21 protein-coding genes and 2 pseudogenes are annotated in these 24,350 nt (G+C 50.3%); 14 read left to right on the top strand and 9 right to left on the bottom strand.

Translation table 11 applies throughout. The features are described 5' to 3' along the window. The first annotated feature begins 146 nt into the window (after positions 1 to 146). The 8 genes and pseudogenes from N7V53_RS12020 to N7V53_RS12055 all read left to right on the top strand — a co-directional run. On the top strand, positions 147 to 728 hold the full coding sequence (locus N7V53_RS12020) for a tellurium resistance TerZ family protein (protein WP_279793508.1): 582 nt from the start codon (positions 147 to 149) through the stop codon (positions 726 to 728). After that, a complete protein-coding gene (locus N7V53_RS12025; protein ID WP_279793509.1) occupies positions 728 to 1,900 on the top strand; it encodes a TerD family protein in 1,173 nt (390 codons plus the stop codon). Before N7V53_RS12020 ends, N7V53_RS12025 begins: the two co-directional genes overlap by 1 nt. 22 nt (positions 1,901 to 1,922) lie before the next feature. Further along, positions 1,923 to 2,378 carry a tellurite resistance TerB family protein gene (locus N7V53_RS12030; protein WP_023478888.1) on the top strand — a complete coding sequence of 152 codons (456 nt, stop codon included), beginning with the start codon at positions 1,923 to 1,925 and terminating at the stop codon, positions 2,376 to 2,378. A gap of 22 nt (positions 2,379 to 2,400) precedes the next feature. Continuing rightward, on the top strand, positions 2,401 to 3,441 hold the full coding sequence (terC, locus tag N7V53_RS12035; protein WP_124968343.1) for a tellurium resistance membrane protein TerC: 1,041 nt from the start codon (positions 2,401 to 2,403) through the stop codon (positions 3,439 to 3,441). Positions 3,442 to 3,489: 48 nt separating this feature from the next. Further along, entirely contained in the window at positions 3,490 to 4,068 is a 579-nt protein-coding gene (terD, locus tag N7V53_RS12040) for a tellurium resistance membrane protein TerD (RefSeq protein WP_000116676.1), read from the top strand. Between the two features lie 55 nt (positions 4,069 to 4,123). Continuing rightward, on the top strand, positions 4,124 to 4,699 hold the full coding sequence (locus N7V53_RS12045; protein ID WP_023478842.1) for a TerD family protein: 576 nt from the start codon (positions 4,124 to 4,126) through the stop codon (positions 4,697 to 4,699). 212 nt (positions 4,700 to 4,911) lie between these two features. Continuing rightward, complete coding sequence (locus N7V53_RS12050; RefSeq protein WP_279793510.1) at positions 4,912 to 6,159, top strand: VWA domain-containing protein; 1,248 nt, start codon at positions 4,912 to 4,914, stop codon at positions 6,157 to 6,159. A 388-nt stretch (positions 6,160 to 6,547) separates the two neighbouring features. Beyond that, positions 6,548 to 7,152: pseudogene (locus N7V53_RS12055) on the top strand (helix-turn-helix domain-containing protein); the annotation flags it as partial. Positions 7,153 to 7,383: 231 nt separating this feature from the next. Here N7V53_RS12055 and N7V53_RS12060 read toward each other — a convergent pair. The 3 genes from N7V53_RS12060 to N7V53_RS12070 form a co-directional block, all read right to left on the bottom strand. Continuing rightward, on the bottom strand, positions 7,384 to 7,752 hold the full coding sequence (locus tag N7V53_RS12060) for a hypothetical protein (RefSeq protein WP_279793511.1): 369 nt from the start codon (positions 7,750 to 7,752) through the stop codon (positions 7,384 to 7,386). 2 nt (positions 7,753 to 7,754) lie between these two features. Continuing rightward, the gene (locus tag N7V53_RS12065) at positions 7,755 to 8,675 is read right to left on the bottom strand and encodes a hypothetical protein (protein ID WP_279793512.1); all 921 of its coding nucleotides are present in this window, start codon (positions 8,673 to 8,675) and stop codon (positions 7,755 to 7,757) included. Between the two features lie 263 nt (positions 8,676 to 8,938). Further along, positions 8,939 to 9,100 carry a TIR domain-containing protein gene (locus tag N7V53_RS12070; RefSeq protein WP_279793513.1) on the bottom strand — a complete coding sequence of 54 codons (162 nt, stop codon included), beginning with the start codon at positions 9,098 to 9,100 and terminating at the stop codon, positions 8,939 to 8,941. A gap of 723 nt (positions 9,101 to 9,823) precedes the next feature. Here N7V53_RS12070 and N7V53_RS12075 point away from each other — a divergent pair. Together N7V53_RS12075 and N7V53_RS12080 are read left to right on the top strand one after the other, a co-directional pair. Then, positions 9,824 to 11,932: an AAA family ATPase gene (locus tag N7V53_RS12075; protein WP_279793514.1), complete on the top strand. Its 2,109-nt coding sequence runs from the start codon at positions 9,824 to 9,826 to the stop codon at positions 11,930 to 11,932. Next, a complete protein-coding gene (locus N7V53_RS12080) occupies positions 11,925 to 12,746 on the top strand; it encodes a hypothetical protein (protein ID WP_279793515.1) in 822 nt (273 codons plus the stop codon). Before N7V53_RS12075 ends, N7V53_RS12080 begins: the two co-directional genes overlap by 8 nt. 736 nt (positions 12,747 to 13,482) lie before the next feature. Here N7V53_RS12080 and N7V53_RS12085 read toward each other — a convergent pair. From N7V53_RS12085 to N7V53_RS12095, 3 genes and pseudogenes are all read right to left on the bottom strand, one after another. Beyond that, positions 13,483 to 13,860, bottom strand: a complete 378-nt coding sequence (locus N7V53_RS12085; protein ID WP_279793516.1) for a DUF4440 domain-containing protein — start codon at positions 13,858 to 13,860, stop codon at positions 13,483 to 13,485. A gap of 131 nt (positions 13,861 to 13,991) precedes the next feature. Next, positions 13,992 to 14,177, bottom strand: a pseudogene (locus N7V53_RS12090) (hypothetical protein); the annotation flags it as partial. A 246-nt stretch (positions 14,178 to 14,423) separates the two neighbouring features. Then, positions 14,424 to 16,334, bottom strand: coding sequence for a sigma-54-dependent Fis family transcriptional regulator (locus N7V53_RS12095; protein ID WP_279793517.1), 1,911 nt, complete (start codon positions 16,332 to 16,334; stop codon positions 14,424 to 14,426). Positions 16,335 to 16,568: 234 nt separating this feature from the next. Here N7V53_RS12095 and N7V53_RS12100 point away from each other — a divergent pair, with 234 nt between their 5' ends. The 3 genes from N7V53_RS12100 to N7V53_RS12110 are packed head-to-tail and all read left to right on the top strand — an operon-like array spanning position 16,569 to position 20,048. Beyond that, positions 16,569 to 17,765 carry a CoA transferase gene (locus N7V53_RS12100; protein WP_279793518.1) on the top strand — a complete coding sequence of 399 codons (1,197 nt, stop codon included), beginning with the start codon at positions 16,569 to 16,571 and terminating at the stop codon, positions 17,763 to 17,765. 10 nt (positions 17,766 to 17,775) lie between these two features. Continuing rightward, positions 17,776 to 18,693, top strand: coding sequence for a hydroxymethylglutaryl-CoA lyase (locus tag N7V53_RS12105; RefSeq protein WP_279793519.1), 918 nt, complete (start codon positions 17,776 to 17,778; stop codon positions 18,691 to 18,693). Between the two features lie 23 nt (positions 18,694 to 18,716). Continuing rightward, a complete protein-coding gene (locus N7V53_RS12110) occupies positions 18,717 to 20,048 on the top strand; it encodes an MFS transporter (RefSeq protein ID WP_279793520.1) in 1,332 nt (443 codons plus the stop codon). Positions 20,049 to 20,080: 32 nt separating this feature from the next. On the opposite strand, the gene N7V53_RS12115 is transcribed toward N7V53_RS12110, so the two are convergent. Together N7V53_RS12115 and N7V53_RS12120 are read right to left on the bottom strand one after the other, a co-directional pair. Beyond that, entirely contained in the window at positions 20,081 to 20,689 is a 609-nt protein-coding gene (locus tag N7V53_RS12115; RefSeq protein ID WP_279793521.1) for a class I SAM-dependent methyltransferase, read from the bottom strand. 2 nt (positions 20,690 to 20,691) lie between these two features. After that, the gene (locus N7V53_RS12120) at positions 20,692 to 21,171 is read right to left on the bottom strand and encodes a GNAT family N-acetyltransferase (RefSeq protein WP_279793522.1); all 480 of its coding nucleotides are present in this window, start codon (positions 21,169 to 21,171) and stop codon (positions 20,692 to 20,694) included. 167 nt (positions 21,172 to 21,338) lie between these two features. On the opposite strand from N7V53_RS12120, the gene N7V53_RS12125 reads away from it, so the two are divergent. Beyond that, positions 21,339 to 22,160: an alpha/beta hydrolase gene (locus N7V53_RS12125; protein WP_023478895.1), complete on the top strand. Its 822-nt coding sequence runs from the start codon at positions 21,339 to 21,341 to the stop codon at positions 22,158 to 22,160. Positions 22,161 to 22,511: 351 nt separating this feature from the next. Here the strand turns inward: N7V53_RS12125 and N7V53_RS12130 are convergent, their stop codons facing one another. Further along, on the bottom strand, positions 22,512 to 24,290 hold the full coding sequence (locus N7V53_RS12130; protein WP_076769835.1) for a thiamine pyrophosphate-requiring protein: 1,779 nt from the start codon (positions 24,288 to 24,290) through the stop codon (positions 22,512 to 22,514). Positions 24,291 to 24,350 lie beyond the last annotated feature (60 nt).

Consider the following 24,350-nt stretch of genomic DNA (forward strand, 5'->3'; position numbering starts at 1 on the left):
GCCAGTTGCAGAGCAGAGATTTTGCCTTTTCGCCAAAACCTACCAATATTTACCTTGTCAGAGAACTTCATCATGATATGATTTTTTTCGTTCGCGATTAGCCTACCTTTGATTGTCATGACCATTACCAATTTAAGGAACAAAGCATGGTTTCATTAACGAAGAACCAGACGGTATCACTCAGCAAACAATCCTCGGCACTCAGTCAGCTTCAGTTTGGTCTCGGTTGGGATCCGATTAAGAAAAAGGGCCTGTTCGGCGGGCTGTTTAGCGGCAGCGACTCTATCGATCTCGATGCGGGCTGCGTATTGATGGACAGCATGGGCAATACCATCGACACCATCTGGTTTCGCAAACTGACTTCCAGCTGCGGCTCCGTCGTTCATAGCGGTGACAACCTCACCGGGGAAGGCGATGGCGATGATGAGGTCATCACCGTTAATCTCACCCGGTTACCTGCCAACGTTGAATACCTCGCCTTCACAGTAAACAGCTTTCGTGGCCAGACGTTCAATGACGTTGAAAATGCCTTCTGCCGCGTGGTCGATCAATCTGGCAAAGAACTGGCGCGCTACAAACTGACCGAGCAGGGCTCCCATACCGGCATTGTTATCTCCTCGCTGCGCCGTAACGGCGGTAACTGGGACTTTACGGCCCACGGTCACGCCTGCCGCGGTCGCACCATTGACGATATGCATACCGATATCGTCGCAACGGTCGTACGCTAATGAACCTGACGCCGGGGGGCAATGCCCCCGTTCCAGCACAGGAGCTTCGGGTTCGCGTCACCTCTGGCGGCGCGGTTGATGCCTCAGCGTTTCGCCTCTATGCCAGCGGCAAAGTGCAGGACGATGCGGATATGGTCTTCTATGGCCAGCCGCGCAACGACGATGGCTCAATCAGCCTCGCCAGCGAAAGCCAGTACTCCACTTTTACTGTGGCACTTAATCGCCTGAAGCCTGATGTACAGAAAGTCGCTTTTACCGTCACCTGTGACGGCGGGCAGACGGTTGCCGGGCTGCGCACGCTGACTATTGATGTAGAGCAGGGCGCAACCAGCCTGGTGAGCGGCGTTGTCGATGTCAATGGTCGTCAGGAAGCCGCGCTGATCCTGGGCGAATTCTATCGCCGTAACGACGAGTGGAAATTCCGCTTTGTCGCGCAGGGTTTTAACGGCGGCCTGAAACCGCTGGCAGAGCATTTCGGTGTCAACATCGCCGACGATCCTGCGCCTGCGCCTGTTTCACCACCACCCGCGCCGCCTGTGGCGCCTCCGGCACCGCCGAAAGAGAGCAAAATCAGCCTGAGCAAAGTGTCACTCACCAAAGAGAAACCGGCGATTAGCCTGACCAAACGGGATAACTTTGGCGAGATCCGCATTAACCTCAACTGGCACCGTGGTAACGGGAAATCGGGTCTGGCCGGCATTTTCGGCGCTAAGGGCATCGATCTCGATCTTGGCGCGTTTGTTGAGTTGCAGGATGGCTATAAGTCGGTTATCCAGGCGCTCGGTAGCGCGTTCGGGAACTATCACGGCGAGCCGTACGTTCAGTTGCAGGGCGACGATCGTACCGGTGAAGTGTCGGATGGCGAGTGGTTACACATTAATGGTCGTGAATGGAAACAGATCCGTGAAGTCCTGATCTACGCTTTTATCTACCAGGGCGTGCCGAGCTGGGATAAGACGGATGGTGTTGTCACGATCCATATGCCGGATCAACCTCCCATTGAGACGCGTCTTACCGAAGGTGAGAACCGCCGCACACTGTGCGCTATCGCCAGGCTGGTAAACGAAAACGGTGCAATCAAAGTCGAGCGAATTAACCAGTACTTCAAAGGCCAGGACGAGATGGACCGGGCATTTGGCTGGGGGTTTCGCTGGAGTGCCGGCTCTAAATAACACAGTAATAAAGGAAACCGCTATGAGTTTTTTTGACAAAGTAAAAGGCGCCATCAACTCCAGTCGTGATGAACTGACCCGACAAGTTGGCCGCTTCAAAAACAAAAAATTTATGCAGGGCACCGTGGCAGTATGCGCGCGGATCGCCGTCTCCAGCGACGGCGTGAGCTCTGAAGAGAAGCAGAAGATGATGGGCTTTCTGCGCGCTTCCGAAGAACTGAAAGTCTTCGATACCAATGAGGTGATCGATTTCTTTAATAAACTGGTCTCGAGCTTTGATTTCGATATCGAAATCGGTAAAGGCGAAACCATGAAATACATCCTGGCGTTAAAAGATCAACCGGAAGCAGCGCAACTTGCTCTGCGTGTTGGTATTGCCGTTGCGAAAAGTGACGGCAACTTTGACCAGGATGAGAAAACTGCCGTGCGCGAAATTGCTCTCGCGCTGGGCTTCGACCCGGCTGAATTTGGCCTCTGATCTGCATCCCTAAGGGTAAATTATGGTTTCAACACACATCGGTTTTCCGACTGAAACAGTTATTGTTTTTATCGCGCTCTCAGTCGGTGCCATCTTTATTGACTTGTTTATGCACCGTGACGACAAGCCAATATCCCTGAAGAGTGCCGCGCTCTGGTCACTCTTCTGGGTTGCGGTTGCGATGGCATTTGCCGGTTTCCTCTATATTCATCACGGCGCGGAAGTCGCCAGCCTGTTTGTGACCGGTTACGCGCTGGAGAAAGTGCTCTCCGTCGATAACCTGTTCGTAATGATGGCCATCTTCTCCTGGTTCGCCGTGCCGGATCGTTATCGTCACCGCGTGCTCTACTGGGGCGTGATTGGTGCCATCGTGTTCAGGGGTATTTTCGTTGCGATTGGTACCAGCCTGCTGAGCCTCGGGCCATACGTTGAAGTGGTTTTCGCCATTATTGTGGCCTGGACTGCGGTGATGATGCTGAAAAGCGGCGACGACGATGATGAAATCGAGGACTACTCCCAGCATCTGGCGTACCGCATGGTAAAACGCTTCTTCCCAATCTGGCCAAAGCTGAAGGGTCATGCCTTCCTGCTTAATCAGAAGGAAGTGGATGCGGAACTGGCAAAACCAGAAAACAGTGATGTGACCATCGGCCGCGGTAAGAAAGCCGCCCTGTATGCAACACCGCTGTTCCTGTGTGTGGCCGTCGTTGAACTTTCGGATGTTATGTTTGCATTCGACTCTGTCCCGGCCATTATTGCTGTTAGCCGTGAACCACTGATTGTTTATAGCGCCATGATGTTTGCTATCCTCGGCCTGCGTACGCTCTACTTCGTTCTCGAAGCGCTGAAGCAGTACCTGGTTCATCTGGAGAAGGCGGTTATCGTTCTGCTGTTCTTTATCGCAGTGAAACTTGGCCTCAATGCCACCGACCACATCTGGCACCATGGCTACAGCATTTCGGCGACGACCAGCCTGTATGTTGTACTGGGTGTGTTGGCGCTGGGGATCATTGCCAGCGTGATGTTCCCGGCAAAACCCGATTCAGAGGAAAAGGGGAGTTAATCCCCTCACGAATTACGCTAAATCCACAACAATTTGAGAGGTTATTTTATGAGTGTTTCTCTTTCCAAAGGTGGGAACGTATCCCTGAGTAAAGCCGCGCCGTCAATGAAAAATGTCCTGGTGGGCCTTGGCTGGGATGCGCGCTCGACTGATGGTCAGGACTTTGACCTGGATGCGTCAGCTTTTCTGCTGGCCGCTAACGGCAAAGTGCGCGGTGACGCCGATTTCATTTTTTATAACAACTTAACCTCTTCTGACGGCTCCGTAACCCATACCGGTGATAACCGCACCGGTGAGGGCGACGGTGATGATGAATCGCTGAAAATTAAACTGGATGCGGTGCCGTCTGACGTCGACAAAATCATCTTCGTGGTGACAATCCATGACGCGCAGGCGCGTCGCCAGAGCTTCGGCCAGGTTTCCGGCGCGTTCATTCGCCTGGTTAATGATGATAACCAGACTGAAGTGGCTCGCTACGATCTGACCGAAGATGCCTCAACCGAAACCGCGATGCTGTTTGGTGAACTCTATCGCCACAATGGCGAGTGGAAATTCCGCGCGGTCGGCCAGGGTTATGCTGGTGGCCTGGCATCCGTTTGTGCTCAGTACGGCATCAACGCATCTTGATCTCATACATGGGCTGATTATTCAGCCCAAACACAACTGTTAGCAGGAGCTAAAAATGGCAGTTTCTCTCGTTAAAGGCGGTAACGTATCTCTGACTAAAGAAGCACCTACCATGAATATCGCCATGGTCGGTCTGGGTTGGGATGCACGTGTAACTGACGGTCAGGGTTTCGACCTGGACGCCTCCGTATTCGCAGTTGGTGATGACGGTAAAGTGCTGTCAGACGCCCATTTCATCTTCTTCAATAACAAAACCAGCCCTGACGGCGCAATCGAGCATCAGGGTGACAACCGTACCGGCGAAGGCGACGGCGACGACGAGCAGGTCAAAATCGATCTGACCAAAGTCTCTGCTGACATCAAAAAACTGGTGTTCGCAGTAACCATCTATGAAGCCGAAGCGCGTAAGCAGAACTTCGGTATGGTGAGCAACAGCTTCATGCGCGTTTACAACAACGACAACGGCACTGAAATTGCTCGCTTCGATCTCTCTGAAGATGCGTCAACTGAAACAGCAATGATCTTTGGCGAACTCTATCGCCACGGCGCAGAGTGGAAATTCAAAGCCGTTGGTCAGGGCTTCGCGGGTGGTCTGGCCGCGCTTGCTTCTCAACACGGCGTTAATATCTAAGCGATATAAAAATATAAAACCCCGGAGAGTAAGCCGGGGTTTTTTATTTGCTTCTTATATTTAAAGCATTGCCGCATTTAAAATTTTTATGGCGATTGTGGCATCCGCGCTATCACTTCCTTAACGATGCAAAAGAGATGAATCCGCTTCAGCGCTTCAGGCACACGCATGTCTGAGGGCAGGGAGCTGGGTTATTGATAAGGACAACACCTATGAGATTACAACCGGGACAAAACACGCCGCTGGCGGAGAACTTCATCACCCTGAACCTCAACTACACGGGACGGGCAGGGTTTAAGAGCGAAGTCGATACCTGTCTGTTTATGCTCAATGCCCAGGGAAAAGTGAGCGGCGATGCCGACTTTATCTTCTTCAATAATCTCACCTCTGCGGAAGGCGCGGTCAAACTGGCGCTCGGCCAACAGCAATCCAGCGTAACGATCGCGCTCGATCGTGTTCCCGCCAGCGTCAGCAAGATTAGCATCACGGTCGTCATTGACGGCAGCGAAAGCATTGATGCCCTGAGCCGGTTAAGTATTGAGGCTCAGGGCATTGCGGACTTTCACGTTGAAACCGCAGGACGCAGCGAAAAAGCGATCATTCTGGCGGAAGTCTATCGTCACAGTAGCGCCTGGAAATTACGTGCAATGGGGCAGGGGTTCAACGGCGGGCTTGAACCGTTAGCCGTCAGCTATGGTGTGGAGGTTGCCCAGCCTGCTGCACAACCTTCAGCGCCGGCGCCGACGCGCATTAGCCTTGAGAAAAAACTGCAAGATAAATCGCCGCGGCTGGTTAGCCTGGCGAAGAAAGCCACGGTCAGCCTGACGAAGAATAAACTGGATACGCTACAGGCAAGCGTTGCGTTTGTGCTTGATGCTTCTGGCTCAATGAGCGGGCAATTTAACAAAGGTAACGTTCAGGCGGTACTCGATCGCATCGCGGTGCTTGCCGTTCAGTTTGATGATGACGGCGAGATGGATCTGTGGGCGTTCGGTAAGAAACATAAAAAATACCCGAACGTCACGCTGGATAATCTTGACGATTACATTGAGACAATACGCAAGAACGGCAAGCGTACGATGTTTGAGATCCTGCCGGGGCTGGGCGGTGTGAATAATGAGCCGCCGGTGATGGAAGAGATCGTCGACTATTTCAAAGAGACCAAACTGCCGGTTTACGTGGTCTTCATTACCGATGGCGGCATCAGTAAGACGCGCGAAATTAAAGAGGCGATTCGCCGCTCCGCAAACTATCCGATCTTCTGGAAGTTTGTCGGCCTTGGCGGGTCGAACTACGGCATTCTTGAAAATCTGGATGACTTTACCGATCGCCGGGTAGATAACACCGATTTCTTTGCGATGGATGATTTCGGCACCATGAGTGACGAAAAACTCTATGACAACTTGCTGCAAGAGTTCAGACCCTGGATCGATGAGATCAGGAAGATGGGGATTCTCTGACGATACGCATAAAAGAGCCGGGGATCCTCCCGGCTTTTTTTATGGTGGCGTTTTCCACGGCAGCGGTGAGGCTGATTTAGCAAAGAGAAGCATCTTTATTAATGGAGTGCGTAACCCGTCGACAGATATGAGGTTTGCTCATTGCCGACCATAAGAATGAGTCGAGCAGGGAACAACATGGCCGGGGCGCGAAGGCTGAGATAACAGAGAGTCTGGATGGATAACCAAATATGGCATTTAACATAATATACATTATGCGCACCAAAGGTGTGGTAGCTAAATGCTAATGTTTAATACTGCCTAGATGGTAATGTTTATTCTACAGTTAACAAGTCCTAGGTTCCGCTTCACTCATGGTTCTCACTCAGACTTCATGCAGAGGTGCGTTATGCCTATGGCAGAATTTGGTATCTTCACTATGAAAGAAGTCGATCGCCTCAGAATCCTGCAGGACGTGATTGATAGAAAACTGCGCCCAGGGCAAGCCGCCAGACAGATTGGCGTGACCGCAATTCATTTCAGCAGACTGCTTCGTAGCTACCGTGAATTTGGCTCATTAGGTATGAGTAATCAGCAGCGTGGAAAACCTGGTAACCGTAAAACACCTGCGCATATATATGAGCAAGTTGTGAAATTTCTCAGTCAGAAAGGCTACTCCGATTTTGGCCCCACCTCTTTGCAGGTGAACAACTTTCGAAAGAACTTGGGATTCAGCTTAGTAAAGAAACACTCAGGAAAATGATGATCCATGCCGGTTTATGGGTACCACGTAAACTCCGGGCGCCGAAAATTCAGCAGCCGAGATATCGACGTGCCTGTACCGGTGAGCTTATACAGATTGATGGCTGCGACCATCACTGGTTTGAAGATCGTGCAAGACCGTGTACTTTACTTGTTTATGTGGATGATGCTACGAGTCGTCCGATGCATCTGCGTTTTGTTCTTTCCGAGTCAACGTTCTCCTATTACGAGGCTACACGGGGTTATCTGGAAAGTTAGTTTGTTCATCCAACGCGGAACAGACCCGTGAGACGAACTTCGACGTTATACTCCTTACTATGAAACTCAACTATATGTAGGTCAGCCACAATTCAACTCAAGCTTAGAGGTTCAAGTTAACATGTTAGATGATCGTGAAGAGTTATTGAAACTCAAACTGTCATCACTTACTGTGGAGTTGCTGGATGGTTAAGAAGAGCGGCTATTAACATAGCCGCTTCTAATTTACCATTCTCCACCCGTACGACAGGTGATCCATTGTTCAGGCTCATAAGAACGAGCTCCTAACTTCTCTAGGCCGAATACAATCGTTCCATCGTCCTTTACAGTGATACCTATTACTTTGTTGAATTGAGTCATTGCCCCCCCTTGTGGTTTAACCAACTCTCCCTTTACAACTTCATCAGCTCTTTTTCGGATGAACGTAGCCTTTTCACCAGTCGAATTTTGCGCACAAATCTGGATGAACTCACCACAGTCAGGGCATTTCCAGTCGGCTTTTACGTCGTCGTAAGCTTGTGGATTTCCATTACCAGGACACTTATAAATTTCACCAGGAATACGGGTGACAACTTGCGTTTTTTTCTTAGCCATAATTACTCCGATTCGGCTCTAAGTTTTTCATACTCACTAATATAGAGTGATTCCATAATCATAAGAGAAGTATGGCGAATGAAATTTTCTAATGTGTTATTGAAGGCAAGGAAACCATCATCTTTAACTTGGGCAACTATTTTCCCAAAGTTCATGTGGAAAACATCAACCAATGATTCGCTGTTTTCCTCTTCAGATATTGCTGCTGCAATATTATTGTAATGCTTTTCAAGCGTTAATTTTTTATTTTCATCATACTGATTGTTACTATGCGCTTGATTATTTCTAATGAAGTTCAAGAATCCCCATGAATGCATTAAGACTTGTTTGTTAATAAAAAACTTACTTCGTTCGTGAAGATTTTCATAAAATGGGTTCGTTATTGCCTTTGCCTTTAATATTTCTTTTAAACAGTGCTCAATAATAATCCCACCAGTGACCACAGCAGGTGAATTAGGTTTAATTTCACGATAAATATCTTCAATAGTGCTTTCAAATAAACTAAAATATGAGAAGTAGGCACTGGCGTTTAAGGTTCGTATTACGTGAATACGATTACTAATTTCCAGATTTCTTGATTTTGTTTTAAAGTAGTCAGTTACGAAAGATCTATTCTCTGAGTTTTGTACAAGTTCGCCTTGATCATAACCAAGTATAACACTAGACACAGGGAACATTTTCCTTACTCGCATTGCACCATCAGTGAGTTCATCTATAAACTCATCTACATGAGTATCAAGAAACACTACCGATTCCTGAAACATTTTCTCGTCAAAATTCCCCTGCGATACGATGGCAGAAACAGCTATCTCACTGAACTGGGATATAAACCTATCGTAATGAGGTGATTTGAGTTCTTTTTTAGGAGTAAAAAAATCACATAAGCTCGATGTAACCAATAATATTGGGTGCGGAATGTCCATTTTAAAATCCCCTTAAGTTAATATCGCTGTTGCGAAGTTTATTGTATTTTCTAATTAATAGCTCACTAGAAATTTAATTAGGTTGAAAAAACGCTGATAAATACCTTCATCTGCAGCATCTTTTGCATAGTATCATTATAAGAACCGTTTATCCATCAATGATATTCTCACGCACTAATATTTCCCGCGCATCATGAAAGACTGCCGATATTCGACCTTTTGGAAATCTTAACAGCCCAACACGAATTTATATTCGTAAACTCTCAGCAACCATCTTCTAGTAATAAAATAGCTCTATCAAAACCTAATCTACCCTGAAACAAACCAACCTCATCAATGACATTCATTCTAGCTTGTCTATTGCCATCAGCCTTCTCATCCTCCACGGTCATTATAATAAAAGCGATGCAAGCGTTATCTAACATTTGAGAAAATCGGGCAATATTTGTTACTCCAGCAATAGCAACCCGGTTAAACTCATCATAAGGAAGATGTAACGTTTCTTATACGAAGTCTTTTAGCTCTCGCCACATTAATGAGCGACCGTGTCCAATAAAGATATTCGTTCCTATGCGTTCCGACATGATGGCTTTTCCTTCGATATTATTGATATGACTGTAGAATTTTACTAAGTTTTTTCTTAGTTCGTCACAAGCTCCATATGGTTCTTGTAAAGCTATTGCCTTTACTCGTACGGCCAAATGGGGTGGCGTTAACAAACCTTGAGAAACAGCCAGATGGTCAGCACAACGGAACTTTCCTTTGGGGCTACTGACATTTACGAAATCACTTCCGGAGAATATCTGAATTTTCTCTATTTTTTCAATTGAAGTGGTTTACTGGATTTATCACCTGATGGAAGATTTTTCATGTTGTGACCTGCTCCCCGTTGATTAACACTCCGCAATGTTAGTAATGCGACTATCTGGCTGCGAAACCAACTGCGAACTTTCTCGCCTCGCTCACAGCAGACATCACGGTACTTCAGGCGGTACGCTTCGTGCCAGAAGAAGAAGTTGCTACCAACCATCTGTGTTGTTCAACGAATAGCAGGTCAGCGGGGCTTCCAGAATGAAGAATCTCTGGACACTCATCCTAGGCTGCGATAGAAATCATGATTTCGTATTCGACTTCAGTAGCCTGCCTATATGACGGCAGAAACTCAACAAGGATTTTTAATGAGACTGGTCCATCGCCCTGAGTGCCCTTCATTCTTACTCCCCTACTTGGCACTTGTGGATGCAGAGAGAAATCAAACTAGGGAAATCGGCCGACTTCAGCAGCCTCGCCCTATGCCTTACTCAAAGTTATTTAGCAGAAACGATTATTCTAATTTAGTAGAAATGCTGAGGCATATATTTGAATACAAGTGTTGCTATTGTGAATCGCAGCTAGGATTGTCAAGTGAAGGTGAAATTGAACAGTTCAGGCCCAAAGGCCCGGTATTGGATAGAGAAGGAGGACATTCTCATCGCTACTGGTATTTATCGGCCGACTGGAGAAACCTATATTTAGCCTGCCCGGTATGCAATCGAAATAAAAGCGCGCGCTTTCCGTTAAAGGGTGAGTCTGCTCAAGAAGGCTGGAGCTATGACAAGGTCATTGCTTTTGAACAACCACTGTTACTTGACCCCTGCAATGATGATCCCGATGAACATCTTGCCTTGGCGTCCGATGGCAAACTGATTGGATTGACCGAGCGAGGACTCGCAACCATTGAGACGCTGATTCTGAACAGAGAAGCACTGGTTCTCGCCCGCAAAATGGAAATTGAAAAATTTCAGGAAGCTACATCAATAACCCGAGCTGAGAATGCAATTAGATCACCCTATTCTCTCGTCTGGCGGCAGCTTCTTTCAGGAAAATCGCTCGAAGAACGTATGCAGGGTGATGATCAACAACTGATCAGGCAACAGGAAGGTTACGAAACTTCGCTTTCCAATTTTTCAACTGAAAGCGCCAGTGAAGAAGATAAAGAAAAATATCGTGCGAAGGCACGCTATATAGAAAAAATTTCCATCATCAATTTCGGTCCTGTTGAGAAACTGACCCTTGATCTGAGCGCGCCCAATGCCAGCAGAATTCCTTGTTTTGCCCTTTTGGGTGAAAATGGGGTTGGGAAAAGTACTGTGCTTCGCGCGATCGCCATGACTCTTAGCGGTAAAAATTATCTTAGAAAGTTAAAACTTACTAGTAATCGTTTTCTCCCTCATCGTGCCTATAGTGGGGAGGTTAAGGTGACTTGTGCTGATAACTCAGAATATGTGATGACCTTAACCAGAAACAAACCCATTTCACTCAGTCATGAGAGGCCTCAATCGCTTCTTCTGGCCTACGGTGCCACACGCCTTCTGCCGTCAAAAAACCGCAAAAGCAAGTCCGGGGAAGCATTTGCAAAAATAGATAACCTTTTTGACCCCTTCCTGCCACTGACAGACCCTAAAGCCTGGTTGCTTGAACAGGATGAGGGCCGGGTTACTGACATCAATGCGGTTCTGAACAACCTGCTGCCAGCAGATCAACAGCTTGAATTGCAAATTAGTGGTGATAAGGAAGTCAGGATCTCAATATGCAACGATCCCTATCGCGAATTCAGTGAACTGAGCGATGGATATCAGGGTATGCTCGGTATCGCCGTCGACATGATGAAAATACTCTATGATGTCTATGATTCCATGGCGTCTGCACAGGGAATTGTATTGATTGATGAGTTAGGGAATCACTTCCATCCAGCTTGGCGTCTTCAGCATGTTACCGCCTTACGCAATGCCTTCCCAAATATTCAATTTATCTATAGCACGCACGACCCTCTCTGCCTCAGAGGATTGCAGGAAGGGGAAGTTGCGGTACTGCTACGCGATAAATCCAGGCGAGTTTATGCATTAGAAGATCTCCCTCCGGTTGACAGATTCCACGTTGAGCAACTACTCAAATCTGAGCATTTTGGCCTGCGCAGTACGGTTGATCCTTCTCAGGAAGAGAGAATTAAGGAATATGAAGGCCTACTCTCCGTTACATCAAGAGATGTAGAGCAGGAAACACGCCTAGATGAGCTTATTCGCGAACTCACAGATGAACGTTATCTTGGCGAGACACGGCGAGAGCGCTTGGCGCTCAAGCTTATAGACATGGAATCAGCAACAGCTGTTCCTTATCAGTCGTCAGTTAGCGCCAGAGAGTTATCAGAAGGAACAATTTCTAAACTTCGTCGTATCATGAATGAAATAGATAACAGGGTGGGGAAATATCATGATTAAAATACAACGCCCGGATGGGTCTGAGCCCGCTGAATTAAGAAAGGATGCTGCTAAGGAGCTACGAAGTAACCGCAAAAAATACAGAGATGGCAAAAATCTTAGTTTCAGTGTCTATTCGCAACTTTATGTCAAAAACGCGCTCAATGAGATATTTCAGCTAAAGTGTGCCTTTTGTGATTCCAGACTAAATGGAGCCGGAGACGTTGAACACTACCGTCCTAAAGGTAAAGTGCATGTTAAAGTTGATACAGGTGTGAAAAAAATTGAGGGATATTACTGGCTGGCAGCGGACTGGGACAACCTCCTCATCTCCTGTGTTGACTGTAATCAACTCAGAAAACAGCTGCATGCAGATGGAGTGACATGGAGTCTGACCGGTAAAGGTTGCTTCTTCCCACTTGTAAATGAAGATGCGCGTGCAAAAAGCCGCCGCAGTATTAATCTTGAACAGCCACTTTTAATTAATCCCTGTTTAACAGATCCAGAACAGCACATCAAATTATTGGAAAACGGTAGTATCGAACCAGTTCAGCTGAATGGTTCTCCCAGCCCTCAGGGAGAGTCAACGATAGAAATATGCGGATTGACACGTGTGGAACTTCTTACGTCCCGTGCGGAAAGAGCTATATTTATTAAATCTACCATCAGACATATCATTCGAAATATTGAGGAAGGAAACGATCCTACTGACGATCTCAATGATCTGCTCATTATGTTGGACAAATCAGCGCCTTATCTGGCATTAGCACGCAGCCTTACTAGAGATAAGCTGGGACCCTACATTAACTCACTGGGTTTAGCACCGTTATTATGACCGTAATTACCCTCCCTTAGTTTCCACATTACGTACGCTAGGTGCTTTGCCCGCAATTAGGAAAACGCGGGCAAACTAAATTCCCCTGCCCTGAGCGCATTCCCCTAGTCACGCTGCTCATGGTATATCCCAGATCATCCCAGTCAGAGAATCACCACGCCAAGTGCATTACAGCTTTCAGTTCTAACGCTTGAATAGTTATCAAAATCCATCTGGCTGGATCACAACATTTGGTCATCTGAAACTAGTTTCTGGATGTGTCTGTGAAATATTTCTTGATGTCAGACTCTCAGCCAAACAGTTCTATAGGCGAGCTGGATTCAGACAAGAAGCTCATCCTTTTTTCAAAACCATATTGTGTACATAAGAATGACTCAACACTTACGAACTCACACTAAAAAAGCATTAAACTTCAATAAATCATGAATGGGGGATTATAAATTTAGAGTCTGCCCCTCTTGTAAGTAACGCCTCATCTTTACGCATGGATGTTAATTGTACGTATAATGCGTAAACTTTACATTCAACACGTACAATCGAGCGCAATACGTACTATAATCTATATATCTTATCTGGTCACGCTGAGTATCATATACATATAATCGTTGCTCTTTCATCTAAGAATAAACATTTCTATTTAGCCAGCGAATAAACATTTCTATCTAGCCTTGACAAAAGGAACTAAAAGCCCAATCCAGCATTTCCCGGCCATAATCCGCTTGCTCAAACGCGCTGCTCAACACGCCTCTGGCGTACCCTGATGAAACTGCATTTGCCACGCTTCACCCGTTATTATCCATATCGATGCGCGCAGCGTTGGCCTGGCGATCTCGCCTTGTGCATCAAAGGTAAAACTGCGATACGTCAACAACGCACATCCTTCGCTCAGCACCGTGACTGCGAAATCCTCCGCGTGGATTTCATCTTCCGGCGCGTCGTTGATCAGCGCATCAACAACCTGCGCTCTGTCGTAACGTCTTCCGGAGCGACCAATCTCAAAAAACTGTTCATGCAACAATTCGTCGACCACGCTGTGTTGATTACGGGTTTCCGGGCAATGCAACTGCCGCTCACGTTCGCTAAGCTTCGCGCACAGCGTTTGGTTGTCGTCCATAATCTGCTCCAGTTTCGTAAAACGCTACGTGGTTTATAAAAACCAGTTATTACATTCACTGATTTCTGCGAAGCTGAAAATCAGCAGTAACCAGGCTGCTGCGGGAAGCGATCCCGCAGCGCCTTTTAGCCTTAATGCTCGCTCTTGTCGCCCTTCTCTTTGGCTTCCCCGAGCTCCTCGCGGCTCAAAACCCGATAGCGGTTAAATTTATCGCCAGTGGTGCATCTTACGACTACGCCGTGTAAATCCCCGTCCGTCAGGAAAAAGCCTCGGTACTGATTTATACCCACCGCTAAATAATACGGCCGCCCCCCTAATTAAGGGAGGCCAGGTATTATCTTAAGGCGTTACTGACTATACTTCGCTGCTTGCCTGAAACAGGTGTTATAGAGAGATATGAGGAAGAGATGCATACTTTAGGAATGATTTGCGGTGCACTGATTGTCATTTTTATCGTTATGGCGATGAAAAAGCGTAAGCGTTAATCGCTCACGCCAGCGCCGCTTTGCTGCGGCGCTTGTGCGCTTAAGCCGCCGCTCCTCCACGAACTTCCCACCACAAGATTAATGGCTTTCCCCCTTCAGCTTTCGCCATAAACTCATTTTGCTGATGCCAAGCGTAGCCGCGGCTTGCTCCTGATTCTGCTCATACCGGTCAAGATAAAAACGTATCACCTGGCGCTCCACATCTTTGGTGATCTCTTTCAGAGAGCCTTTTGTCAGATCGACATGCAACGATGCGTTGGGTTGCAGCACTGGCGCAGCGGAAAAAGCCGAGCCGGTGAGCGAGAGCATCTCCGGCAATGAGTAATGTGGAAAGCCGACAGAGAGCAGCGCCAGCCGCTCAATGATAAACCGCATCTCGCGCACGTTGCCCGGCCAGGAGTAAGCCGCGAAAAAATCGATAAACTGCACGAGCAGATGTTCTGCCGCCGCGTCACACAAAAACTTACTCGCCAGGTAACGGAAATCACCTGCGCGCTCGCGCAGCGGCGGCACGGTCAAAGGTAAAACATTGAGCCGGTAAAAGAGATCGCGGCGAAAACTTCCCTCCCCGGCCATGCTGGAGAGCGCGCGATTGGTCGCGCCAATAATTCTCACATCAACGGGAATAATATCTTTCCCGCCGATATGCATGATTTCATACTCCTGCAGAACGCGCAGCAGCCGGCTCTGGATCGGCAGCGGCAGCTCGCCAATCTCATCGAGAAAAAGCGTGCCCTGATGCGCCAGCTCAATCAAACCCTCCTTCCCTTCCCGCTTTGCGCCGGTGAACGAGCCGCCCTCATAACCAAACAGTTCGCTCTCCAGTAAACTCTCCGGAATGGCGGCGCAGTTGATGGCCACAAACGGGCCGCTTTTGCGGTGACTGTGGTTATGAATACTTTGGGCAAACAGCTCTTTGCCGGTGCCGGATTCGCCATAGATCATCACCGGCGAATCGGTTCGCGCATACACCTGCGCCAGCTTTTTCACTGCCTGCATTGCACTGTCGGCAGTCAGGATATGATCGAAGGTATAGCGGGCATGAAAGCCCTTCTTCTGTAATTTGCCGCGAATAATGCGCTCAACTTTCTGGATCTGCGGCGTATCGGTAAATGAGCAGACCACGCCAATGCAGGCTTTCCCCATAAACATCGGTACGCGGCTGGTTATGATCGAGGTGTTTTCCAGCTCCTGCAGTTCGCGGATCTCTGGCGATTTCGATAACAACACCTGATTAATGCGCGTGTTTTTAATGATGGCGTCAATCTGTTTTCCCAGCGCCTGCGGAGCGGTTATGCCAATGATATTTTCAGCCGCTTTATTGAATAGCTGAATGTCATTATTTTCATTGGTGACGATAATCCCCTCAGTGATAGAGGACAAAATGATCTCCAGCCGCGTCATATCCAACATTTTGCGTTTGGTCGTCTCAACGATGGCCAGCGCCTCTCGCAGTGCGCTGTTAACTGACTCCACGCCGTTTTCAATCAAAATCCCCTGCATCTGATAGTGCCGTGCCGTTTCGGTCACCGGGCAACCGCCCGCCACGATGGTGTAGTGCCTGGCATAACACTGCTCCAGTTGTGACGTCATATCCTCATGAGAAATAAAGACAAACTCATCAATAACGATATTCAGGGAGGATGCCAGCAACACAACATCGGGTAAATAGCGCTGGTAATTAAAAAAGGCAATCGGTCGCTGACAATCCCGAACTGGAATTAATGCTTTCAGTAAATCAGAAATCGACATTTGAATAGTGACGACAGGAATATCCGTCGCGCGGGCAATATACTCTGCGGTTCCGCCCCGGCTCAGGATCACATCGTAATACTCTCTATCAAGCGTGCGTGCGATAGTCGCCGCTTTTTCCAGGCTGCCATGATAAACATGACAATTAAATAATCCGGTGCACTGTGCAATTACGACATTTGCTAAATAAGGATAAGGGGTAATTAACGCCAGGTTGGGCAATGATTTATGTTTCATATTTCCGATCTGCTTTGTTGTTATCTTATTAACTGAATAACATATTTGAAATTGCTAACACAATTGCTATAAAACCATTACGCCACACAGATCATTAATAATCATAAAAATATATAACTATCAATAAGTTAAATATAAAACTTACGCACAACATTTCTGGCACACATCTTGATTACTCTTTAACGGGTGCAATAAATGCCCACATATTCATTGTTAACGTTAAAGGAGTAATTTATGAGTCATCAGTCAGGTGTATTATCCGGCGTGCGGGTTCTCGATTTAACGCGCGTATTAGCCGGTCCCTATTGCGGTATGATGCTGGCGGACTTTGGTGCCGATGTGATTAAAGTTGAATTGCCGGGCAGAGGCGATGATTCACGCGCTAATGCACCGCAAATAAATGGCGAAAGCGCCTATTTTATGAACTTAAACAGAAATAAGCGCGGCATCACACTTAATTTAAAATCAGAGGAAGGCCGTACTATTTTCCTCGAGATGGTACGTAATAGCGATATTGTGCTTGAGAATTATCGCCCCGGCGTAATGGAAAAGCTCGGTCTCGGTTACGAAGATTTGCGCAAAGTTAACCCGGCGATTATTTATGGCGCCGTCTCTGGGTTTGGTCATACCGGTCCCTACTCCAGGCGCGCGGGTTACGACATTATCGGCCAGGCAATGAGTGGCCTGATGAGCACCACCGGCTGGCAAGACACACCTCCAACCCGCACCGGCACGGCCATTGCGGATGTTGTAGGCGGCATGAGCTGCGCCATCGGCGTGCTGGCGGCCTATGCGAACCGCCTGAAAACCGGCGTTGGCGACAAAGTCGATATTGCGCTGGTTGATTCCATGGTCTCTTCCCTTGAGATCATCAATATCATCTACCTGAATACGGGGCGTATTCCGACGCGTATCGGCAACCGTTATGAAGCCATCTACCCCTACGACTCCTTCGAAGCGCAAGATGGCTACGTCATCATCGCCTGCGGTAACGACAAGCTCTATGGCCTGCTAAAACAGACGCTCACTATTCCGGCGCTGGAAGATGAACAATTCCGCACCAATATCGATCGCGTCACTCATCACGCGGAGCTAAAAACAATTATTGAGGCCTGGACGCGCACGCTGCCTATTGACAGCATCGTTGAGCGCCTGCTGGAGGCCGGTATCCCCGCCGCGCCGATCAATACCATCGATCGCGTCACGCAAGATCCGCATATTGCCAAAGCGCGCGAGATGTTCGTCGATATTGACCATCCGGTCGCCGGAAAAATCACCATGACCGGAAACCAGGTCAAATTCACTAATAAGAAAGCCTCGATTCGCTTCCCTGCCCCAACTCTCGGTCAGCACAACCACGAAGTATTAAAAGAGCTGCTGGGCTACTCCGATGAAAAAATCGCAGAGCTTATTCAGACAGGCGTTTTATAAGGAGATAACGATGCCAACAGCTATTCAGATTACCGAAGTAGGCCCGCGCGATGGTTTTCAAAATATTAAATCGTTTATCGACACCGATTTAAAAACGCTGATCATCGACAAACTCGTTGACGCAGGATTAACCCAGATTGAAATAACGTCGCTGGTCAGCCCAAAAGCGATCCCGCAAATGGCAGATGCCGCTGACGTTATTGCGCATGTGCTGGCTAAACATCCGCACATTACGCCCTGGGTATTAGTGCCTAACAGTAAAGGCGCGCAGTTAGCGCATCAGCATCAGATTAAGCACATCAACTATGTGATATCGATCAGCCCGGCGCATAACAGGGCCAATATCAATCGCAGCCATCAGGAGTCGCTGGCGGATCTCTGTGCGATTCGCCACCGCTGGCCGGAGTTAACTATCACGCTGTCGCTGGCGACAGCATTCGGTTGCCCCTTTATTGGCGCAACGGATAGCAACACCCTGCTGGAGATCATCGACTCCGCCCATCAGCTGGGCATCCGCCGCGTCACCCTGTGCGACACCATTGGCGTTGCCAACCCGCGCCAGACCGCGCAGGTGCTGCAAACGGTGCAGCTGCGTTTCCCGAATGTCGATTTCGCCCTGCATATGCACAACACCCACGGCATGGCGCTCGCCAATATGTTGGTGGGGTATCAGAACGGGATCAGGCGCTTCGAAACGGCGGCGGGCGGGCTGGGCGGTTGTCCTTTCGCTCCCGGTGCAGCCGGGAATTGCGCCACGGAAGACGCGGTAAATATGTTTAACCGCATGGGCGTCAACACCGGTATCTCTCTCGAAGCACTGTTAACCGTTGCCTCAGGCATACGGGAAACCATTGAGCCGCAGCTATTAAGCGCCCTTTCCCGTGCGCGTCCTTACAGCGAATTTGATTTTTGCGGCGATAAAAAATAATAAACCCTACGGAATTACCTATTATGGATAACAAAACAGTCAGACCTAAAATGACGCACTACAGATGGTGGGTGATGAGCTTTATTTTTGTCATCTACACCGTCGCCAATGCGGATCGCGCCAATATTGGCTTTGCCATCCCTTTTATTCAGGAGGAATTTAACCTCTCTAACACCATGGCAGGTGTACTTATCAGCCTGTTCTTTGCCGGTTATGCCTTCTTTCAAATTCCCGCCGGTTATTTAATTAAACGCTATGGCATGCGCAATATTTTCGCCCTCGGCATGCTGCTCACCTCGATATTTACCGGCTTGATGGGCGTGGTAAATAATGTCTGGCTGCTGAAGCTGCTGCGCTGCCTGGTGGGCATCAGCGAAGCGCCGGTGGTAATTGGCTCCACGGCCACCATCAATCAGTGGTTCCCGGCGAAAGAGAAAGGCACGGCAACCGGGCTGTTTCTCGCAGGCTCCAAGTTCGGCCCACTGATTGTGCCCGCTCTTTGTGCCTGGATAATCATGACCTGGGGCTGGCGCTATATCTTTGTCTTCTTCGCCATTCCCGGCATTCTGCTCTCGCTGTTCTGGTATCTCATGGTGCGTAACAAGCCGGAAGAGAGCCGCTTCGTTAATGCACAGGAGGTGGCCTATATTCGCGAAGAGTCGACGGCAGTCGCCCAGAGTGCGCAACAGGAGACGCTGAAATATGGCTGGCTGGATAAGCTGATTCGCACCAGGCAGGTGGATAAACTCACCACCTCAAAACAGGTGTTTCGCTGCTGGGATATCTATGGCGTGGCGCTGGGCTACTTTTCGATGGTCGGCATTGTCAGCGTGCTGATGTCCTGGCTGCCCAAATATCTGATCACCGAACGCGGTTTCGACTTAACCAGCTCCGCCGTGCTGGCAGCGGCACCCTTCCTTGGCACGGTATTAGGCAATTTTCTCGGCGGCGTGCTATCGGATCGGATGTTAAATAAACGTCGCAAGCCACTGATGCTGCTGAGCGCCGGTGCCACTATCTTCACCATGTATTCGCTGGTCTATGCGCCGGAGAGCAAAATAGTCCTCTCGCTGATGCTCTTTATGCTGGGGCTGATGCTGTCGCTGGGCTACTCGGCCTACTCCGTTTACGCCATGGGCCGCGCCAGTAAAGAGATCTACCCGGTGGCCTACAGCGTTATCAATATGGGCGGGCAGCTCGGCGGGATGTGCATGCCGCTGCTGGTCGGCGTGATTCTCGATACGTGGAACTGGGACGCGGTATTTATTGCAATGACCGGCTTCTGCGCGCTCTGCTTTATTATGGTATCGACGGTGATTGAGCCACTGTCAAAGAGCATAAAAATCATCAGATAAGCGTCAGGGGTGGAAACGCCCCTTTTTTCCACTTACGCCTGACGCTGCGCCAGCCAGACGGAATGCCCGGTGCAGTGCGGATCGTTTAGCACCACATCCACCACTTCAAAGCCTATTTCCGCCAGCAGTGTGCGATACGTCTGCGGTGCAAGGCTGGCATGATAGAGCGTTTCGCCCTCCATCTGGCCGAGTGCCTCGCCCTCTTCCGGCCCGCTGGTAAACATCAGGACGCTGCCTGCCTGGCTGTGCTGTTCAAAGCGGGTGAACATCTGCTTTTGATCGTCGCGCGTCAGATGAAAAAAGCTGTCCCAGGCGATAAGCCCGTCAAAGGTTTCACCCAGCGCCAGCTGGCGCATATCCTGCAACAGCCAGCGTTGATGCGGGAAATCCGCACTGGCACTATCGATCATCGCGGGCGCGCCATCGACGCCTGTTAACTGAAAACCCTGCGCAATCAGCCAGCCCGCGATGGGCTGACCATTCCCGCAGCCGATATCCACTACTCGCGCCCGGGGCGGTAACAGAGCTGCGAACTTCTCCAGCCACATTTTTTCAAACAACGCCCGTGAACGCCGCTCTGCAAAGACCGCGGCATGGCGCTGATAGAGCGCAAGAATCTCCTCTGCGGCGTTGTTACTCATCACTACTCTCCTTTCAGGTGATAGACCATATCCATACAGCGCAGATCCGCTCCCGCCAGCTTCGAGTGGTAAACACTCTCCCGCACTACCGTGAACCCGCGCTTTTGATAGAAGTTGCAGGCATTGGGGGTTGCCGCAAGCGTCAGACGGCTAAAGCCACGTCTGAGCGCCTCCTGTTTCAGAGTATTCACGATGCGCGTCGCCAGCCCGTGGCCTTCCCACTCCGGCAGGGTAAAAATTGCCTCAATGCTGCCGGTGGCAATATCGAGAAAGCCGGTCGCCACCGGCTGCCCCGCTTCAGATAGCGCGATATAAAAGGGATTCTCGATAATCATCGCGACCTGCCCCTGCGGCATCGCCTCCGGCGTCCAGGCAGCAATAACCTCATCGGCGTAGACTCCCTTGCAGCCGTGGCGGATCGCCGCATTGCGAACGCGCCAGATAGCCGGTGCCTCATTGGGTTGTGCCAGCCTGATCTCCATCCTCTCTCCTTACGTATTCTCCGATTCCATCCGCATGCTCTGCACGCGCGCGATGGGCTGCTACAGTTTTACGGTAGTGATTCGAAACGCGAGGCGCATCTGCCGCGATACGAACATTAATGAATAACCAGCAAGAATGTGTCACCACTCAACAATGAGGTAAGGCAATGAGTACTATCAAAACGCAAGATGGAACGCAGATCTACTACAAAGATTGGGGTTCAGGTAAACCGGTGCTGTTCAGCCACGGCTGGCCGCTCGATGGTGATATGTGGGACAGCCAGCTCAACTTCCTTGCCGAGCGAGGTTACCGGGTTATCGCCTTTGACCGTCGCGGCTTTGGCCGTTCTGAGCAGCCGTGGAACGGCTATGACTACGATACTTTTGCCTCCGACATCAACGATCTGATCACCGCGCTGGATCTGCACGATGTCACGCTGGTCGGCTTCTCCATGGGCGGCGGCGATGTGGCGCGCTACATTGGCCGTTATGGCACCTCGCGCGTGGCAGGCCTGGCGCTATTGGGCGCCGTCACCCCTATTTTTGGCAAAACGGACGACCATCCAGAAGGCGTCGACAAAAGCGTGTTTGATGAGATCAAAGCGGGTCTGCGTAAAGATCGCGCGCAGTTTATCAGTGATTTCGCTACCCCATTTTATGGGCTTAACGCCGGGCAGAAGGTCTCTGATGGCGTACTGACGCAGACCCTGAATATCGCCCTGCTGGCGTCGCTGAAAGGGACAATTGATTGCGTCACCGCGTTCTCAGAAACCGACTTCCGCGAAGACATTAAAAAAGTGGATGTGCCGACGCTGGTGATTCATGGCAGCAATGACCAGGTGGTGCCGTTCGAAGCGACCGGTAAGCTCTCAGCCGAGATGATCCCCGGCGCCGAACTGAAGGTTTACGACAATGGTCCGCACGGCTTTGCCGTTACCCATCAGGATCAGCTTAACAACGATCTGCTGGCGTTCTTGCAGAAGATTTGAGTTACACACTCCGTAGGCCTGATAAGACGAAGTCGCCATCAGGCATTGCTTGCCGGGTGGCGCTGCGCTTACCCGGCCTACAACTGCAACTCCCCGTAGGCCTGATAAGGCGTAGCCGCCATCAGGCATTTCTTGCCGGGTGGCGCTGCGCTTACCCGGCCTACAATTGCGATCCCCGTAGGCCTGATAAGACGGAGTCGCCATCAGGCATTCTGCCGGGTGGCGCTGCGCTTACCCGGCCTGGGACTGCGATCCCCGTAGGCCTGATAAGGCGAAGCCGTCATCAGGCACTGCTTGCCGGATAGCAATCTGACAAAAGCCCGGCGACATCATTGTCACCGGGCTTTCTCGTTACTTCTTATGGAACAACTGACTGGCGGTATCGCTAATCACCTGCACCGCGCCGCGATCCCCTTTCGCCATCGAGGCCATAAAGGCTTTCGCTTGCTTAAAGGTAATATGCGGCGGCAACGGTGCCACTTCCGGGTCCGTCTTCACCTCCAGCACCACCGGGCGGTCGGACTGCAACGCCTGCTGCCAGGCGGTTGAGAGCGCATCCGGGTTATCAACAAAAATCCCGCCCAACCCCAGCGATTGCGCAAACTCGGCATAACGCACATCCGGCAGCTGCTGGGTTGCTTCAAAGCGTGGATTACCCTCCATTACCCGCTGCTCCCAGGTTACCTGGTTAAGATCCTGGTTATTGAAGACGCAAATCACCAGCCGCGGATTCGCCCACTGCTGCCAGTACTTCTGAATGGTGATCAGCTCTGCCATATTGTTCATCTGCATTGCCCCATCGCCCACCAGCGCGACAACTACCTTCTCCGGCGCGGCAAATTTCGCTGCAATTGCATACGGCACCGCCGCCCCCATACAGGCCAGCCCGCCGGAGAGCGACGCGCGCTGCCCCTGCTTAACGCGGTAATCGCGGGCAAACCAGTTGGCGCACGAGCCGGAATCGGAAGTGACTATCGCGTCATCCGGCAGCAGCGGCGACATCTCCCACACCACGCGCTGCGGGTTGACCGGGTTTGCCGGTGCCATCGCGCGCTGCTCCATCAGCTCCCACCAGCTCTGCACATTTTTAGCAATCGACTCCTGCCAGCTGCGGTCGGTTTTCTGCTCCAGCAGCGGCAGCAAGGCGCGTAACGTCTCTGCTGAGTCGCCGTGAAGATTAACTTCGCAGGGATAACGCAGCCCCAGCATCGCCGGGTCGATATCAATCTGCACGGCGCGGGCGCTGCCTTCCGCCGGCAAAAATTCGGTCCACGGGAAACCGCTACCGATCATCAGCAGCGTGTCGCACTCCTGCATCAGTTTCCAGGAAGGTTCGGTGCCGAGCAGGCCAATCGAGCCGGTAACAAACGGCGCATCGTCGGGAAGGACATCTTTACCGAGCAGCGCTTTCGCCACGCCGGCACCCAGCACATTCGCCGCCTGCACCACTTCCACCGCCGCATTGCGCGCGCCAGCACCAATCAGGATCGCCACTTTTTTACCGGCATTCAGCACGTCAGCGGCGCGCTGCAGATCGACCTGATGAGGAATAACGCGCGGGCGCTGATAGCCCGAACCAGAGTGGGTAAAGCCGTGAGCGTGTTGCGGAGCCTGCCAGGGTTCATCCTGCACATCTTTCGGGATAATGACTACCCCGACGCCATTCTGCGCCATCGCCACGCGCACACCGCGATCCACCAGATGACGCACCTGGGCAGGCGTTGCCGCCTCCTGGACAAAGTTGGCGACATCAGAGAAGACCCGATCGAGGTTCATCTCCTGCTGATAGCTCGCCCCGCGCGCGGTGGTCTCTGCCTGGCCGGCAATCGCCAGCACCGGGGCGTGATCCATCTTCGCGTCGTAGAGGCCGGTCAGCATATGCGTCGCCCCCGGGCCGCCGGTTGAGAGACAGACACCCAGTTCGCCGGTAAATTTGGCATGACCCACAGCCATAAAAGCCGCCATCTCTTCATGGCGAACCTGGATAAACTCAATGCCGTCGCCGGATTTATTCGCGCGCTGAATAGCCCCGAGCACGCCGTTGATGCCATCTCCCGGGTAACCATAAATGCGTGTAACGCCCCACTCTTTCAGGCGCTGAACGAAGAAATCGCTGGTTTTCATGCTCATCGTGCTCTCTCCTTGCAGCTTCATTAGAAACATTAAGGGTAGTCGATGATGATGCAGGTA

Source organism: Kosakonia sp. HypNH10, from assembly GCF_029850615.1.
GTDB classification, from domain to species: Bacteria; Pseudomonadota; Gammaproteobacteria; order Enterobacterales; family Enterobacteriaceae; genus Kosakonia; species Kosakonia cowanii.